The 14771-nt window shown below is 42.5% G+C and carries 15 protein-coding genes; 4 read left to right on the forward strand and 11 right to left on the reverse strand.

Annotated features, from left to right (window positions below):
• Nucleotides 1-52: 52 nt before the first annotated feature.
• The 4 genes from PHA78_RS09620 (at nucleotide 53) to PHA78_RS09635 (ending at nucleotide 4541) form a co-directional block, all read left to right on the forward strand.
• A complete protein-coding gene (locus tag PHA78_RS09620; protein ID WP_002942655.1) occupies nucleotides 53-592 on the forward strand; it encodes a Gx transporter family protein in 540 nt (179 codons plus the stop codon).
• A 263-nt stretch (nucleotides 593-855) separates the two neighbouring features.
• Nucleotides 856-2205 carry a TrkH family potassium uptake protein gene (locus PHA78_RS09625; RefSeq protein ID WP_029174444.1) on the forward strand — a complete coding sequence of 450 codons (1350 nt, stop codon included), beginning with the start codon at nucleotides 856-858 and terminating at the stop codon, nucleotides 2203-2205.
• Nucleotides 2206-2216: 11 nt separating this feature from the next.
• Complete coding sequence (locus PHA78_RS09630; RefSeq protein WP_002942648.1) at nucleotides 2217-2882, forward strand: potassium channel family protein; 666 nt, start codon at nucleotides 2217-2219, stop codon at nucleotides 2880-2882.
• Between the two features lie 321 nt (nucleotides 2883-3203).
• The gene (locus tag PHA78_RS09635; protein WP_272158091.1) at nucleotides 3204-4541 is read left to right on the forward strand and encodes an MATE family efflux transporter; all 1338 of its coding nucleotides are present in this window, start codon (nucleotides 3204-3206) and stop codon (nucleotides 4539-4541) included.
• A gap of 21 nt (nucleotides 4542-4562) precedes the next feature.
• On the opposite strand, the gene PHA78_RS09640 is transcribed toward PHA78_RS09635, so the two are convergent.
• The 11 genes from PHA78_RS09640 to PHA78_RS09690 all read right to left on the reverse strand — a co-directional run bounded on the left by PHA78_RS09640 (nucleotide 4563) and on the right by PHA78_RS09690 (nucleotide 14610).
• A complete protein-coding gene (locus PHA78_RS09640; protein WP_248049361.1) occupies nucleotides 4563-4934 on the reverse strand; it encodes a hypothetical protein in 372 nt (123 codons plus the stop codon).
• A 321-nt stretch (nucleotides 4935-5255) separates the two neighbouring features.
• On the reverse strand, nucleotides 5256-5513 hold the full coding sequence (locus tag PHA78_RS09645) for a DUF896 family protein (protein WP_002942632.1): 258 nt from the start codon (nucleotides 5511-5513) through the stop codon (nucleotides 5256-5258).
• Nucleotides 5514-5522: 9 nt separating this feature from the next.
• Entirely contained in the window at nucleotides 5523-7556 is a 2034-nt protein-coding gene (gene glyS / locus PHA78_RS09650; protein ID WP_272158092.1) for a glycine--tRNA ligase subunit beta, read from the reverse strand.
• Between the two features lie 11 nt (nucleotides 7557-7567).
• A complete protein-coding gene (locus PHA78_RS09655) occupies nucleotides 7568-7948 on the reverse strand; it encodes a hypothetical protein (protein ID WP_024376684.1) in 381 nt (126 codons plus the stop codon).
• On the reverse strand, nucleotides 7948-8865 hold the full coding sequence (gene glyQ / locus PHA78_RS09660; RefSeq protein WP_024376683.1) for a glycine--tRNA ligase subunit alpha: 918 nt from the start codon (nucleotides 8863-8865) through the stop codon (nucleotides 7948-7950). Before glyQ ends, PHA78_RS09655 begins: the two co-directional genes overlap by 1 nt.
• Before the next feature lie 34 nt (nucleotides 8866-8899).
• Nucleotides 8900-9295, reverse strand: a complete 396-nt coding sequence (locus PHA78_RS09665) for a DUF1398 family protein (RefSeq protein WP_272158093.1) — start codon at nucleotides 9293-9295, stop codon at nucleotides 8900-8902.
• A gap of 297 nt (nucleotides 9296-9592) precedes the next feature.
• Nucleotides 9593-10297: a B3/B4 domain-containing protein gene (locus PHA78_RS09670; RefSeq protein WP_012027675.1), complete on the reverse strand. Its 705-nt coding sequence runs from the start codon at nucleotides 10295-10297 to the stop codon at nucleotides 9593-9595.
• A gap of 181 nt (nucleotides 10298-10478) precedes the next feature.
• Nucleotides 10479-11171 (reverse strand): methionine ABC transporter permease, encoded by a 693-nt coding sequence (locus tag PHA78_RS09675; RefSeq protein ID WP_170237937.1) that lies wholly within the window; start codon nucleotides 11169-11171, stop codon nucleotides 10479-10481.
• Nucleotides 11172-12236 carry a methionine ABC transporter ATP-binding protein gene (locus PHA78_RS09680; RefSeq protein ID WP_012775313.1) on the reverse strand — a complete coding sequence of 355 codons (1065 nt, stop codon included), beginning with the start codon at nucleotides 12234-12236 and terminating at the stop codon, nucleotides 11172-11174.
• On the reverse strand, nucleotides 12229-13596 hold the full coding sequence (locus PHA78_RS09685; protein ID WP_099806964.1) for a M20/M25/M40 family metallo-hydrolase: 1368 nt from the start codon (nucleotides 13594-13596) through the stop codon (nucleotides 12229-12231). Before PHA78_RS09685 ends, PHA78_RS09680 begins: the two co-directional genes overlap by 8 nt.
• A gap of 156 nt (nucleotides 13597-13752) precedes the next feature.
• Nucleotides 13753-14610 carry a MetQ/NlpA family ABC transporter substrate-binding protein gene (locus tag PHA78_RS09690; protein WP_272158094.1) on the reverse strand — a complete coding sequence of 286 codons (858 nt, stop codon included), beginning with the start codon at nucleotides 14608-14610 and terminating at the stop codon, nucleotides 13753-13755.
• Between the last annotated feature and the right edge of the window lie 161 nt (nucleotides 14611-14771).

The raw sequence follows: 14771 nt of genomic DNA on the forward strand, positions 1-14771 counted from the left end.
AAGTATGATAGTAAAATAGATAATCGACTAGAAAGAGTTTTTCTCTACACACATGAATTCTAAACGTCAAACACTTAACTTTATTACAATGCTGGCAGCTCAGGCAGTTGTCATTTCTTTGATTGAACGACTCATCACCCCCCCATTTGCTTTTGCTCCAGGTGCCAAGCTAGGGCTGGGAAATTTGATTAGCTTAATTGCTATTTTTACCCTCCCTACAAAGGATAGCCTAAAGGTTGTCACACTACGCTTGCTCATCTCAACCTTTCTGGGAGGCACCTTTTCCACATTCCTCTATGGCTTTGCCGGAACTACTTTGAGTTATGTAGGAATGCTCTCTGCCAAGCAGCTCGGTCCAAACCGTGTCAGTCCTATTGGAATTTCTATTCTGGGTGGGATGTTGCACAATCTTGGTCAGCTTCTTGTTTTTGCTACCATTGCCCGTTCTTTCTATGTACTGAACTACCTACCAATCCTCGCTTTTACAGGAATTTTATCAGGCTTATTGGTCGGACTGGCTGCTACCTACCTCCTCCAAAAGGTCGGACCTTTACGTCACTATCATCAACAAGTCTTAGCAGAATGGAAATAAATCTCCCTAGGTCAACTAAGGAGATTCTTTTTATAGTCCGCACTACTTTTTCATTGCCCATAATAATTTCCCCATAATCCTGGTGTCACAAATAAAATGAGCCACCCCATGTAAACACCACTTATAAAATCCATGGTAATAAAAAACAATGAAGCTTTCAAGAAGAGAAAAAATCAGGTTCTTTGCGTGTTTTAGTCGTACATTTTCTTTCTTTTGTGCTACAATATCTTCATCTTTTATTTTTTTTGAGAAAAGGTAGAATTATGTCACCATTTAGGATCAAACTTTCTCCCAGTCAGCGAATCATTATCAGTTTCTTATTCGTGATTCTGACTGGATCAATTTTACTAAGTCTTCCCATCTCACAAATTAGCACCTCTACAGCAAGTTATTGGGATCATCTCTTCACATCTGTCTCCATGGTTTGTGTGACAGGGCTATTTACCAAAGCCGTTGCTGAAACCTATTCTACTTTTGGACAGATTATCTGTATGATGCTAATCCAAATTGGTGGTTTGAGCTTGATAGGATTCATCGGTCTCTTCGCTTTACGCGGTGGTCGTAAAATGAATTTCATCAATATGGCGACCTTACAAGAGGCTCTAAACCGATCTGACACAAAATATTTTCGTAACTTCCTCAAATCAGCTTTTGGTTTTACTTTGGCGGTCGAAGCCTTTGGAGCCCTCTTACTGTCCTTTCATTTTGTACCTGAATTTGGATGGGCGAGAGGTTTATTTACCTCGATTTTCGTAGCTATATCAGCCTTTTGTAATGCTGGTTTTGATAATTTTGGCGCAACTAGCATCATGCGCTATGTGGATAATCCTCTAATCAACATAACATTAGCCAGTCTCATTATTATGGGAGGTCTTGGATTCTCGGTTTGGTTTGACCTTCAGACACAAATCGGGCAAAAACGTAGCCTACGAAAACTAGGGTTCCATACAAAGATTGTTCTAGGTCTAACAGCTACTATACTAACCCTCGGAACTCTGACAACCTTACTCACTGAATGGAATAACCCTTCTACTATCGGGCAACTATCATTTGGTCATAAATTATTAGCCAGCTTTTTCCAGACGGTCACCATGCGAACCGCTGGTTTTGCCAGTATCGACTACACGAAGGCTGAACCAATCACCCTCTTGCTCTATATCTTTCAGATGATGCTTGGCGGAGCCCCAGGTGGAACAGCCGGCGGTATTAAAATAACCGCCTTCCTAACCTTAGTGCTCTATGCTCGTAGCGAGATTCTCGGTCTCCCTCATACCAACTTTATGGGACGAACCATTGATAACCTCAGCATCCGCAAAGCTTTTGCGACATTCTCAGTCTTCCTGCTTATGTTTATCATAGGACTCTTCGCACTTGCCTTAACAGATGACCGACAACCACTTCTATTTTTAATGTTCGAGGTCATGTCAGCACTAGCCACTGTAGGTGTTACTGCCAATCAGACACCAAGTCTAACCATGGCCGGTCAAGCAGTCATTATGGCGCTCATGTTCTTCGGCCGTATCGGTCCACTTTCTATTCTCGCAAGCCTTTCTGTTCGAAAATTATCTAAAACCGAAAGTCTTCAATACGCAAAATCATCTATGCTTGTTTAAAAGGAGAAATCATGCCAAACTATACTATCGGAATTCTCGGTCTGGGAGTTTTTGGTACTACCATTGCAAAAACATTACACAATTACGATTGCAATATCATTGCTATTGATAATCATGAGCAACGTATCAATCATCTAGAGCCTATTCTCACGCGCGGTATTGTCGGAGACATCACCGATCGCTCGCTCCTACGTGCAGCAGGAATCGGTAACTGCGATGCTGTTGTTGTAGCTACTGGCGAAAACTTGGAATCCAGTGTCCTTGCTGTTATGCATAGCAAGGTCCTAGGCGTTCCTATGGTCATTGCTAAAGTCAAAGGAACAACTGCGAAAGAAGTCCTTCTCCGTGTTGGTGCTGACAAGGTTATTTCTCCCGAACGCGAAACAGGTATTTCCCTAGCAAAACAATTACTCCACCGCGATACAACCAGCCTTTTTGAGCTTGACGGTAATGTTTCCATTGTTGAGTTTCACCCGCCAGTAAAATGGATTGGCAAAACACTCGGTGAATTAAAACTCCGCCAACACTATAAACTCAATATTATCGGTTACCGAAGTGGCAAAAATCAGGAATTAAACATCCAACTAACTCCTGACTATGTCTTCAAATCTGACGAACTCATCTTAGCAGTAACAGACCATAACACTGTCGATCATTTTGAAGAACTGACAAATTAATACTCAATGAAAATCAAAAACAGACTAGCTCCAAAGGTTTGGGGAACCTTTGGAGGTTGGAGATAGGGCGAACGTAGTTCGTTACTACTTACGCAGATAGAACCCTGTTACTATTTTGTTTCAAGGTAACAGGCTGAAAGGCTCCACTGGAGCCTTTCACTCATCAAATCAAGTCAACAACGTCTGATTTTGATTTTCGAAGAAGTATAAATAACAAATTTACGCCCTATACTCCGTTTTCAGGAGAAATATTTTATCCCTAGAAAGCCTACTAGACTATCATTTATCTAGTGGGCTTATCATCTGTCAAAAGGAGAGATTATGAATGATTTAACCAAAGGAAAGCCGATTGCGGTCATCTTACAATTCGCTATTCCCTTATTGATTGGATCTTTTTTTCAACTGGCCTATAATTTTGCTGATTCCATGATTGTGGGGCATACTTTGGGAAAGGATGCCTTTGCCAGTGTCGGCTCAACTGCCAGCCTGATTTTTTTAATCATCGGTTTTGCCCAAGGTGTTACCAATGGATTAACCATTATTTCTGCCCAACGCTTTGGAGCTGGCGACTTAGAGGGGCTTAAAAAATCTTTTGTCCACGGACTCTTCTACGCTTCCCTCATCAGCCTTTTACTAACAGTCTCAGCCTTAGCATTTTTGAAACCTATCTTGGTCTTAATGCAAACGCCTGTGAGTATCATCGACCACTCCCATGCCTTTCTAACGGCCATGTTTGGAGGATTGACCTTTACTATTTTTTATAATTTCCTGTCCTCAGCCCTACGCAGTCTCGGAAACTCTAAAACACCTCTACTTGCTCTAGTTATCGCTTGTTTAATCAATATCGGTCTGGATTTTTTCTTTATCTTAGTTATGAACTGGGGCGTTTTCGGAGCTGGCTTTGCAACTATCCTTGCTCAAGCCTGTTCGGTCCTCTTTCTTATTTTTTACATTATCCACAAGGTACCTCACTATCATATCGGACTAGCTGATTTAAAATTGGATAGAGGTAATCTCAAGAAACATGCCCAGCTTGCTTTTCCAATGGGATTTCAAGCCAGTATTATCGCCATCGGAGCTATGACCTTGCAGTTTATGGTTAACCAACTAGGAACAGACGCCATCGCCGCCCAGGCCATTGCCCTTCGTACTGACCAGTTGGCTATGCTGCCCATGGTCAATCTGGGCTTGGCTATCGCAACCTTTACTGCTCAGAACTACGGTGCCAAGCTCTATGACCGTATTCGAGAAGGAGTGCGCCACTCTTTACTCCTCAGCATTGCTTGGGCCATTGTATTTGCGGTCATTCTCATCTTGAGCAATCGCTTCTTCTCTGGTCTCTTTCTGCCAAATGCCAGTCAAACAGTGCTGGACTTGGCTCTTGTTTACTACATCATTAACGGCTCTTGTTACTGGATTGTTGCTTCCCTCTTTATTCTTCGTAGCTTTATTCAGGGACTTGGCAAGGGCTTTATCCCAACACTAGCAGGCTTTGGAGAATTGATTTTCCGAGCAGCAGTCGCCATCATCGGCATGCAGTATTTCGGTTTTTATGGGACCGCCGCCGCTAACCCCGCCGCCTGGATCGGAAGCATCATCGTCCTGATTCCAAGTTCCATCATCTTTATGAAAAAATTAAAAGCTGGACAAAGTATTTAGAAAAGAAAACGCATGAAACTCTCATGCGTTTTTAAAATAATATTTTCGTAGGAATTGAATAAGCATAGCTTGCCAAAGGAGTACATAGCTGATACCTAAGAGGATTGCCAGGCCTCTATGCCAATTCACATCTGAAATGAAACTGACCAAAATGGAGAAAAGTAGAATGGTTACTACCATAATCTTGTCCCTCTTAGATCCCCACGGTAAATACTCTGACAATTGTTTTTCAGGATACTTTTTGACTTCTTGATGTAGGGAATAGCTTAGGCCCAGACCAACTCCTGTTGCCCCAACAATTCCAGAAAAGTACATAAAAGGCAGAAAGAAAATCGTGCTGTATGCACATGCGATGTAGGTAAGAAACAAGAGAAAATAGAGTAGTTTTTTCATGACAAAGCCCTCCTGAGCCTATTTATCTATATACATTTTATCATTTATGAATCGAATGAACAAGTAAATATATGTTCTCAAAAGCACAAAAAAAGACTAGGAAACCTAGTCTCAGATTGAAGAAAAAGTTCATTTTGGACAATTTTCTTCAATCTTTTTTCTTTAGGTTGAAAATAAAAAAACTCTCAGAAACGCCGAAATATCAATGTTTCTAAGAGTTTAATGACTTGCTATTTTTCGCAAACTTCTTCATTTTTTTATATTTTAGGATTTTGTCTACGTTTTGAGACTAGGAAACCTAGTCTTTGCTTATTTTTACTCTTAGGAATTTGGATCATCCAAACTACGGCCATGCAAGCCTTTTTCACGTTGGACTTGACGGAGTTTCTCTGGCGTCACATCATTGCCGTCCTCATCAACCAGCTTAATCCCCTCAATATGATGACGGATTGCTCGACGATACCCCTCGATGTATTCTTCCCTGAGCTGAGCCTGTTCAACTTTTTCCTCTGGTGTCAAGGTACCAGCTTTTTTCTTTTTAGCCAATTCATTGATGCGATCAATTTTTGCTTGTTCCATATTTGCCTCCTACTTACTATTCAAGAGATTGAAGACAGCTACTGCTGAAGCCTTATCCGCCAAGGCTTTCAAGAGGGTCAAGCGGTTGGCTTTGACTGCTGCGTCATCTGCCATGACCATGGTATTGTCGAAAAAGGCCGCGATGACTGGGCTGAGAGCAAAGAGCTTGTCCAAGTTGCCCGCCATGTCTTCTGTCAACTCCAAGCCTGCCACTGCAGCAGCAAGGGCTTTTTCCTGGTCGTTTTCGAAGAGGGCCTCGTCAATCGCAATCGCCTCCGCCTTTTCAGCCAAGTTGAAGACCCGTGACAAGTTTTCCACGGCTTCCTTGTAGTCAGCCTCTTTTGATTTTTGGAAAATAGCAGAGCTGGCTGCCAGTTGCAGTCTGACCACAAAGGTTGAGCTAGCCAGTACAGCCTCGCGGATGTCTTTCGGAATGGCCTTATCCATCATCTTCTCTACACGGGCACGAATAAAGTCCATCACAGCTGGCTGGTTGTCATAGGTCAAGCTAGCAAAATTCAAGTTGTACAACTCCGCAATCAACTGATCCAATGGAATTTCCCAACCAAACGCTTCCAAGATTCGAACGATACCCTGTGTCGCACGACGAAGAGCGTAAGGATCGTTTGAACCAGACGGAATCAAGCCAACTGAGAAGAAGGATAGGAGGGTGTCGAATTTATCAGCCAGTGCCAAGACCGCACCGACCTTGCTCTCAGGCAATTCGCCTTCTGCTGAGTTTGGCAAGTAGTGCTCACGGATTGCTGCTGCCACCGCAGGTTTTTCCCCTGCAAGAAGGGCATACTTCTCACCCATAATCCCTTGCAGTTCATCAAACTCGCCGACCATGCCTGTCAAGAGGTCAAACTTGTAGATGTCCGCCGCACGTGCCACATCTGCTTTCTCATCCGCAGACAAGCCTGCCAAGTCTGCCAGTTTTTCTGCGATAACCTTTGTACGTTCCATGTGCTCGTAAAGTGAGCCAATTTTTTCATGGAAGGTCACGACTTTGAGGCGTTCCACCAAGTCAGCAATCTTGAGTTTTTGGTCTTCACGCCAGAAGAACTCGCCGTCTTCCAAACGTGCAACCAAGACTTTTTCATTTCCTTTGATGACATTGTCAAGGTACTGGTCATTCCCGTTACGGACGGAGATGAAGTTTGGCAAGAGTTTGCCAGACTTATCCCGCACCACGAAGTAACGTTGGTGATTTTTCATAGAAGTAACTAAAACTTCCTCTGGTACTTCCAAATATTTAGTGTCAAAAGAACCCATGAAAGCAGTTGGGTACTCGACCAGGTTGAGAACTTCATTGAGCAAATCTTCATCAATTTCGACTATCACACTGTGTTTGTCCTCGATAGCCTTGATTTGCTCGACAATCATATTTTGACGCTCTGCGGGATCTGTAATGACAAACTGTGCACGCAAGTCTGCCTCGTAAGAATCTGCACTTGCAATCTCAGTTTCATTTCCAAGGAAACGATGACCACGGCTGATGCGACCAGATGTAATGTCCAAGAAATCCATATCCAATGCCTCGTCGTCCAAGAGAACGGTCAAGGTGTGGACAGGACGGATGTAGGCGAATTTGTTGGACGCCCAGTTCATGCTGACTGGGAAGGTCATAGCCTTCAAGACCTCTGGAATGCCTGCCAAGACTGCCTTAGCTGGCTGACCAGCTTCGTGCTTGGTCACGTAGACATACTCTTCGCCCTTGATCTCGCGGAATTCGATGTCAGCAGTCGTCAAGCCTTTACCACGGACAAAACCTTCAGCCGCCTTGGTGAAGTTCCCGTCTGCGTCCAAGGCAATCTTCTTAGCAGGACCCTTGAAATCTTCTGTAAGATCAGTCTGCTGGTCTGCCAAACCACGCACACGAACAGCCAAGCGGCGTGGTGTTGAAAAGACGTCGATGCTGTCAAAAGCCAAACGGTTGTCTGTCAAAAAGGTTGCCATGCGATCACGCAACTGGTGCATGGCTGGGGTTACGATATAGGCAGGAATTTCTTCCAAACCAAGTTCAATTAATAGTTTTTTCATACCTTCTTATTCTAACTTTCTGTAATTTTTACTCCTACACACTTAGATGTAATATGTTTTTCAGCACTCCACAATGGGATAATCTTCCCTTCAGAATCTCTAAAAGAGTTTAAAAGTTGCTCTGATGAATCAAGGAACTCAACTAGTGAAGAGTTAAATGAAATTGATAGGATTACTAATTTCATGTCATCGGACGAAGTCACCACCGATAGTATAATATTATTGAATTTATCTTCCGGTAACAAGCCGCTGAGCAAATGACTCAGAATTGCACGTTTCATCCTCTTATTATGATATTCTTCAGGTTTAACAGGATAATCAATTTTAATTTCTTCATCTACCTTTAAACTTAAAGAAATTAAAATATCTGGTTCTTCATATCTCAAAGGCATTATTCAACCTCTTCGGCCAACAATTCTGCTCGTGTTGCTTCATCCAAAAGTGGGAAACCGAGTTTCTTCCGCTCTGCTACAAAGGTCTTGGCAACGACACGGGCAAGGTTACGGATACGGGCAATGTAGCCTGCACGCTCGGTTACAGACACAGCTCCACGGGCATCCAACAGGTTAAAGGTGTGAGAGCATTTGAGCACATAGTCAAAGGCTGGGTGAACCAAGCCCTCTTCCAAAGCCCGCTCTGCTTCTTTCTCAAACTTGGTAAAGTTTTCAAGGAGCATGTCTTGGTCGGATACTTCAAAGGAATATTTTGAATGCTCATACTCTGGCTGGATGAAGATTTCGCCGTATTTGACACCGTCTGCCCACTCGATGTCGTAAACGGAGTCAACTTCTTGGATATAGGATGCCAAACGCTCCAAACCGTAGGTTACTTCGGCTGTGACAGGGCCTGTTGCCAAACCACCAACCTGTTGGAAATAGGTAAACTGCGTGATTTCCATACCGTCCAACCAAACTTCCCAGCCTAGACCAGCTGATCCTGTTGACGGGTTTTCCCAGTTGTCCTCAACAAAACGAATATCATGCTCCAAAGGATTGATGCCCAAACGCTCCAAAGATTCCAAGTAGAGTTCTTGGATATTAGATGGAGATGGTTTCATCACCACTTGGAATTGGTGGTGCTGATAAAGGCGGTTTGGATTTTCCCCGTAACGACCGTCCGCAGGACGACGAGAAGGCTCCACATAAGCCGCATTCCAAGGCTCAGGACCGATAGCACGCAAGAAAGTGTAGGGACTCATAGTCCCCGCACCTTTTTCCGTATCATAAGCCTGCATGAGCAAGCACCCCTGCTCATTCCAAAATTGTTGTAAGGTTAAAATGATTTCTTGAAAAGTCAACTTCTTTGACATATTCTTCCTTCTTTCTATTTATATTGTAAAATTGCTAGTTCTTCACACTCGGTACAGCTTCCACAAAGACAGGCTGCTCTACCTTGTCCACATAGGAGCAGGTCATAGCTTCTAGGTCAGTGACCCACTTGTAAATACCTGCTTCTGCTGTTTCTTGACAGAAGGTGAGAAAATCTGTTTGTCCAGCCTGGTGATTGCGTAAGATAGTCACAAACTGGTCCAGATTGGCTTGGTCCGAAACAGGTACCGTCGCTTGATAGCCCTGTTTTTCCAGAGTCTGCCCTGTCTGTGAGCGATAGGTAACCTGCCCAGACTGAATATCCACCGTATTTTCTACCATACTCAAGTCCTTAAAATAGGCAATCAGTTTGGGAAAATCAGGCCCAGTAAACTGTACATGACCTTGATTGATAGCTTCTAAGGTAAACATCTATCTCCTTTCTATACAAAAAGAACCACATTCTCTTCCCCTGTCAACAGACATAGGGGCGTTGAGAACGCGGTTCCACCCTAATTTATTACTTCATTTGTATGATTCTAATTGAGTCGGACATGGTCACGACTGGGAAAGCGCCAATTATTTCAAGACTGGCTTGGCTTTCACTCTCCCAAGCTCGCTAGACAGGCTTTTGAAACAACCTTCTTTCATGCTTAGTATTGTAGCAGAAAAATCAGCATTTGTCTAGAAAGACCACTATTTATCCGAACACAATCCCACTGACAAATCCTACAAGGCTATTGCAGGCCTATCGCAATCTAGTAGATATTTTTCTGGTACTACTCCCAAGAATTTTTCTGCGTGTTGACTGATAAAATCTAGGGCATTTTCCAAATCTTCTACTCTATCAGAATTGACCAACTCCATGACCAAGAAAGCATTCTTTGTCTCATCCGTAATCATGGTTCGCTCACCATCGCGCCAATTGAAACAGCGACAAACGGCGCCTTTATCATCCTTATAGCAAACTTCACCTGGTAGAGTTGGATTATTGGTTTCATCACCAATGAGATAGAATTCATCCCCACCCTCAGTGACCGTTAGTTGAAGATTGCCTACAAATGTATCTAAATCTTCAGCACCACATGGAAGACCGAAACGCAAGCTTGCCGCATTATAAATGTCCACTAATGGAGAAATTGTTGTGACTGGACGGTCACTAGTTGAACGTTTCAAAAGGGCTTCGATACTAGAACGCGCGCCTTTTTTTGTTTTAAATTTTTGATAGGCTTGACGATATGTACGAATGACCTCGTTCTCACTAAAGGTATCTTCCGTAAGAAATTTCTGGGCAATTCCGTTGCTTTCCTCCAGTAATTTCACTAATTCATCAGGCGATTGCGCCGGCGTTTTATAATCTTTCAATAATAGAACTCCAATTTTTGCATCTGGAAATAGACTCCAAAAAGATGAATCAACAACAAATTGTGACATATTCTCACTCCTTTTATAGAAAAATCAGCACCCTATGAACATCTTCTAAGACCTAACGACGTTCATAAAATGCTGTTGCATGACTACCCGGTGGCAGTGTTTATTTAATTAACATTATTGTATAAAAATGCTTTAAATAAGTCAAGGACTATCCAAAATTTGAAAAAACACGGCAATATTTCTATCTATGACTAATCTTCCTCGTCAAGAAATCTCCAATAAACTGGATTACGAAGATGATAACTAAAATCAAAAGAGTTGCTAAAAAGGTCACATCATTATTATACCGTAGGTAGCCGTATGATAGCGCAACCTGTCCCAAACCACCTGCTCCGATAGCTCCTGCCATGGCTGTATAGCCGACCAAGGAAACCAAAGCAAAAGTTGTCACACGAATCAAGTCAGGCAGTCCCTCACGCAGATAGACAAGGACAATATCCCAGAAGGTCGCTCCTGAAGCCTGAGCGGCCTCAATGACACCACGGTCCAATTCTGACAAGACCACTTCAACCTGACGTGCAAAGAATGGAAATACTGAAAGAGCAAGGGACACCAAAGCCGCCTCTGTACCAATGGTTTTTCCAACAATAATTTTCGTCAAAGGAGCAATAGCTGCCAACAAGATAATAAAAGGAATGGCACGGAAGATAGAAGCCACCTTGTCCAAAATCCAATATACAGTCTTATTGGCAATAACCCCACGTGGACCTGTCAAGACCAAGAACAAACCAGACACCAAGCCCATAAATCCACCAAAAGCAAAGGAAACAAAGGTCATATAGAGGGTCAAATTAAAATGTGTTAACCAACCTGTCTGACCATCCCAGCCCAATTTATAAATATCTGGAAAATTCGTTTGAATCCATTCTAACATCTAGTTCGCTCCTTTCAAAATCGTCACTTCCACACGCGCCTCCGTCACTGCCTCAATCGCACGGTGCAATTGACCAGGTTCTCCTGATAAGATCACTACCATCTCACCGACTGGCGTATGGTCCAAAATTTCAATATTGCCATAAAGAATATTGGCAGATACTTGATAGAATTTATACAAATCATTGACAATTGCCGTATCCGTATTTGAACCAGCGTACTTGAGTTGCACCAAAATACTGTTCTCAGGCAAATTCTTAACAATATCCTGCTGGTAAATTTTCACCAAGGCCTCATCAATTCCTGTTGCTGTTTTGATGAAATCCTGTGTCAATTCTTCTTTTGGATGAGAGAAGATTTCTAACACTGAACCTTCTTCGATCAAGCGACCATCCTGCATAACAGCCACACGGTTACAAATGTCTTTTACAATCTGCATCTCGTGGGTAATCATAACAATAGTCAAGCCCAATTTTTCATTCAATTCCTGCAAAAGTGCCAAAATCTGCTTAGTTGTTTTCGGATCCAAGGCTGAAGTAGACTCATCAGAAATCAAGATTTTAGGGTCATTTGCTAAGGCACGGGCAATGGCAACACGTTGTTTTTGACCACCAGACAACTGAGCTGGATAGTTTTCAGCACGGTCAGAAAGCCCAACCAAGTCCAACAACTTAGCAACTTTTTCTTTCTTCTCTTCCTTGCTCAAACCCGAATGCTTAAGGGCAAAGGCTACGTTTTCTTCTGCCGTCATCTGAGCCATCAGATTGAAATGCTGGAAAATCATTCCAATCTCACGACGTTTGCTTCGCAGTTGAGCAGGGGTAAGTGTGACCTTTTCTCCCTCATAAATCACATCCTCATCAATGGTAATCTTACCTGCTGTAGGAACCTGCAACAAATTGATGACACGGACAAGGGTAGATTTCCCGGCTCCAGAATAACCTACGATACCGTAAATATCCCCTTGATTGATATGGATGGTCACATCCTTTACCGCTTCAATGGTCCGTTTTTTCTGCTGGAAGGTTACATCAATATTATCTAGCTTAATCATTTCCTTACTCATAACTTGCAATTAACTCCTCTACTAATTCAACATGGCTATAGTAGTCAGCGATGCTGACATTTTCATCACCGGCATGGTCACGACTGTTGGCATTTCCTAGACCAAATCCTGCAATCGGCACTCCTAAAGCATGAAAGACGGTGTGCATGGGGCCCGTCCCCGGTGACGTCGGCAAGACAGCAACTCCTTCTGGTGTCAATTTTTTGGCCAATTCAATCACATTGACAATGGCAGGGTGGGACATATCACTTCGGTAGCTCATCTCTCCTAGAGTGAAGACAACCTCAACTTTATCAAAACCATGCTTGTCCAAATGCTGGCGAATTTTGTCCAAAACATCATGCGGCTCCAACCCAGGTACCAGACGGACTTCCATCTTAGCAGAAGCCTGAGCTGGTATGATGGTCTTGACACCTTGACCAAGATAGCCAGTTGACAAGCCTTCAATGGTAATCGATGGCTCAAAATACAAACGCTTCAGAAACTCACGACGATCTTCTACCAAGGTTGGAAAGGTTAATCCATAAATATCCGTCACAGACTGACTGGTCGCAAGTGCAAATTCCTCAACTAAGGCTAATTCACGTTCATTTGGTTCTTGCACTTGTTCGTAAATACCATCAACCAAAATTTGCCCATCAGCCGCTCTCATGGATTGAAGAGCTGACAACAAATACCAGCTTGCCGAATCAATGACACCACCATAGGAAGAATGAATATCCAAGTCCGCTGATTTGACCTGAAGATCGAAGGTCACAATTCCCTTATTCCCCCCAGCAATTTCTAGCTGATGTAGGCTATTGCGATGCCCCTGCTCCCAGACAAGCAAATCAGCACCAATCAAATGTTCTTTATATTTTGAAAGGTATTTGTCCAAGTCGACAGAAGCTGACTCTTCTGCCCCTTCCATAATAAAAATCACATTGACTGGTAAATGGCCATTCTGTCTAGCCTGATATTTTTTCAAGGCCGACAGACGAGCTGTGATATGGCCCTTGTCATCGTCCACCCCGCGACCATAGATATAGCCATCGGAAATGGTCAATTCGAAGGGATTGCCCTTCTCCCAGACCTGATCGGCATCAGCAGGAACCGTGTCATAGTGATTGTAGAAAATCAATGTTTTCGCATCTGGCACCGAAGCCTTAAACGTAGCCATGACAAAGGGTGCTGCATAACTATCATCCAAAACAACCTCTGCACCAGCTTCTTCAAACATTTCTTTCAAATAAGTCGCCACATCCAACAAACCAATCTGCTGAGCAAAAATAGATTTCTTTGAAATCAAGACCTTCAACTTTTCAAAATAGGTTTGAATAATCGCATCATTTTCAAATAATTGAACTTTACTATCTGCCATACTTTCTCCTCATACTCAATGAAAATCAATTAAATCTACTAACCAAAATCAAATATTCTCCCGCATTTCTGACTTTGGTTAAGAGATTTTTTCTTATCTCTATAAAAACAGATAGAGGGCTGAACAATTCTGCCCAGTCCTCAACCTATTTACATTTTACCAAACTGGCTCATCCATACCGTCTGAAGTCTCTTCAATAACTTTTTTCACTTCATCCGTGTGGTATGCTTCAATAATTTTCTTAATCGCTGCTGCTTGGTCTGATTTTTCCCAGTCGCTACGAGCTGCAATCAAGTTGTACCATTGCGATGAATTTTCATCTTTTTGCTCTTTGTAAAGGGCATTTTTGTAATCCAAGCCAGCTTCCAATACGAAGGTATTGTTTACGACTGCTGCATCAACAGAGCTAAGAGAGCTTGCTGTTTGGCTTGCATCCAACTCAGTAATTTTCAAGTTTTTCTTGTTTTCAGTAATATCGGCAATCGTTGCTAATTCTGTACCAGATACTCCAACCTTGATAAAACCAGCTGCTTGAAGAAGGTAAAGAGCACGACTTTCGTTTGTTGGGTCGTTTGGAACAGCAATTTCTGCACCATCTGGAATTTCTTCTACTTTAGCGTATTTGTTTTTTCCGTCAGCTGTACCTGAGTAAAGACGGATTGGTGAGATATAGGTATCCGCAATAGCAACCAAGTCTTCACCATTTTCTTCATTCCAGTTGTTCAAGAAGTTATGGTGTTGGAAAGCGTTGATGTCAACTTCGTTTTCTGCAACAGCCTTGTTTGGTTGTGAGTAGTCTGTAAATTGAGTGAACTCCAAAGTCACATCATCACCAAGAATTTCTTGGATTTTGTCCCAACGAGCTTGCTCAGAGTCGCTCAAGCTCATCACACCAACACGAACAGTTGTTGCTGATGAATCAGATGAAGAGCTAGAAGACGAGCTACCACATGCAGCCAGCACACCTACTGACAAGGCAGCTGCTGCTAAACTAAATAATTTTTTTAATTTCATAAAAATATCTCCTTAATTTATTGAACTGAGACTATCTTAACACAGAAAAGTCAATCTGACTAATTGGCTTTTTTTATAGAGTGTTATAAGTTTTAATTATAACAAATACCCTTGCAATTATAAGAATTGATAATAAAAAGAGGGAAATTATTTCCCTCTTT

The organism is Streptococcus sp. HN38, from assembly GCF_028335765.1.
In the GTDB taxonomy this organism is placed as follows: domain Bacteria; phylum Bacillota; class Bacilli; order Lactobacillales; family Streptococcaceae; genus Streptococcus; species Streptococcus suis_P.

What these genes read in the sequence shown, in the direction of transcription:
- PHA78_RS09620 (WP_002942655.1), top strand. Translation starts at nt 53, where the DNA reads ATGAATTCTAAACGTCAAACACTTAACTTTATTACAATGCTGGCAGCT.
- PHA78_RS09625 (WP_029174444.1), top strand. Translation starts at nt 856, where the DNA reads ATGTCACCATTTAGGATCAAACTTTCTCCCAGTCAGCGAATCATTATC.
- PHA78_RS09630 (WP_002942648.1), top strand. Translation starts at nt 2,217, where the DNA reads ATGCCAAACTATACTATCGGAATTCTCGGTCTGGGAGTTTTTGGTACT.
- PHA78_RS09635 (WP_272158091.1), top strand. Translation starts at nt 3,204, where the DNA reads ATGAATGATTTAACCAAAGGAAAGCCGATTGCGGTCATCTTACAATTC.
- PHA78_RS09640 (WP_248049361.1), bottom strand. Translation starts at nt 4,934, where the DNA reads ATGAAAAAACTACTCTATTTTCTCTTGTTTCTTACCTACATCGCATGT.
- PHA78_RS09645 (WP_002942632.1), bottom strand. Translation starts at nt 5,513, where the DNA reads ATGGAACAAGCAAAAATTGATCGCATCAATGAATTGGCTAAAAAGAAA.
- glyS (WP_272158092.1), bottom strand. Translation starts at nt 7,556, where the DNA reads ATGAAAAAACTATTAATTGAACTTGGTTTGGAAGAAATTCCTGCCTAT.
- PHA78_RS09655 (WP_024376684.1), bottom strand. Translation starts at nt 7,948, where the DNA reads ATGCCTTTGAGATATGAAGAACCAGATATTTTAATTTCTTTAAGTTTA.
- glyQ (WP_024376683.1), bottom strand. Translation starts at nt 8,865, where the DNA reads ATGTCAAAGAAGTTGACTTTTCAAGAAATCATTTTAACCTTACAACAA.
- PHA78_RS09665 (WP_272158093.1), bottom strand. Translation starts at nt 9,295, where the DNA reads ATGTTTACCTTAGAAGCTATCAATCAAGGTCATGTACAGTTTACTGGG.
- PHA78_RS09670 (WP_012027675.1), bottom strand. Translation starts at nt 10,297, where the DNA reads ATGTCACAATTTGTTGTTGATTCATCTTTTTGGAGTCTATTTCCAGAT.
- PHA78_RS09675 (WP_170237937.1), bottom strand. Translation starts at nt 11,171, where the DNA reads ATGTTAGAATGGATTCAAACGAATTTTCCAGATATTTATAAATTGGGC.
- PHA78_RS09680 (WP_012775313.1), bottom strand. Translation starts at nt 12,236, where the DNA reads ATGAGTAAGGAAATGATTAAGCTAGATAATATTGATGTAACCTTCCAG.
- PHA78_RS09685 (WP_099806964.1), bottom strand. Translation starts at nt 13,596, where the DNA reads ATGGCAGATAGTAAAGTTCAATTATTTGAAAATGATGCGATTATTCAA.
- PHA78_RS09690 (WP_272158094.1), bottom strand. Translation starts at nt 14,610, where the DNA reads ATGAAATTAAAAAAATTATTTAGTTTAGCAGCAGCTGCCTTGTCAGTA.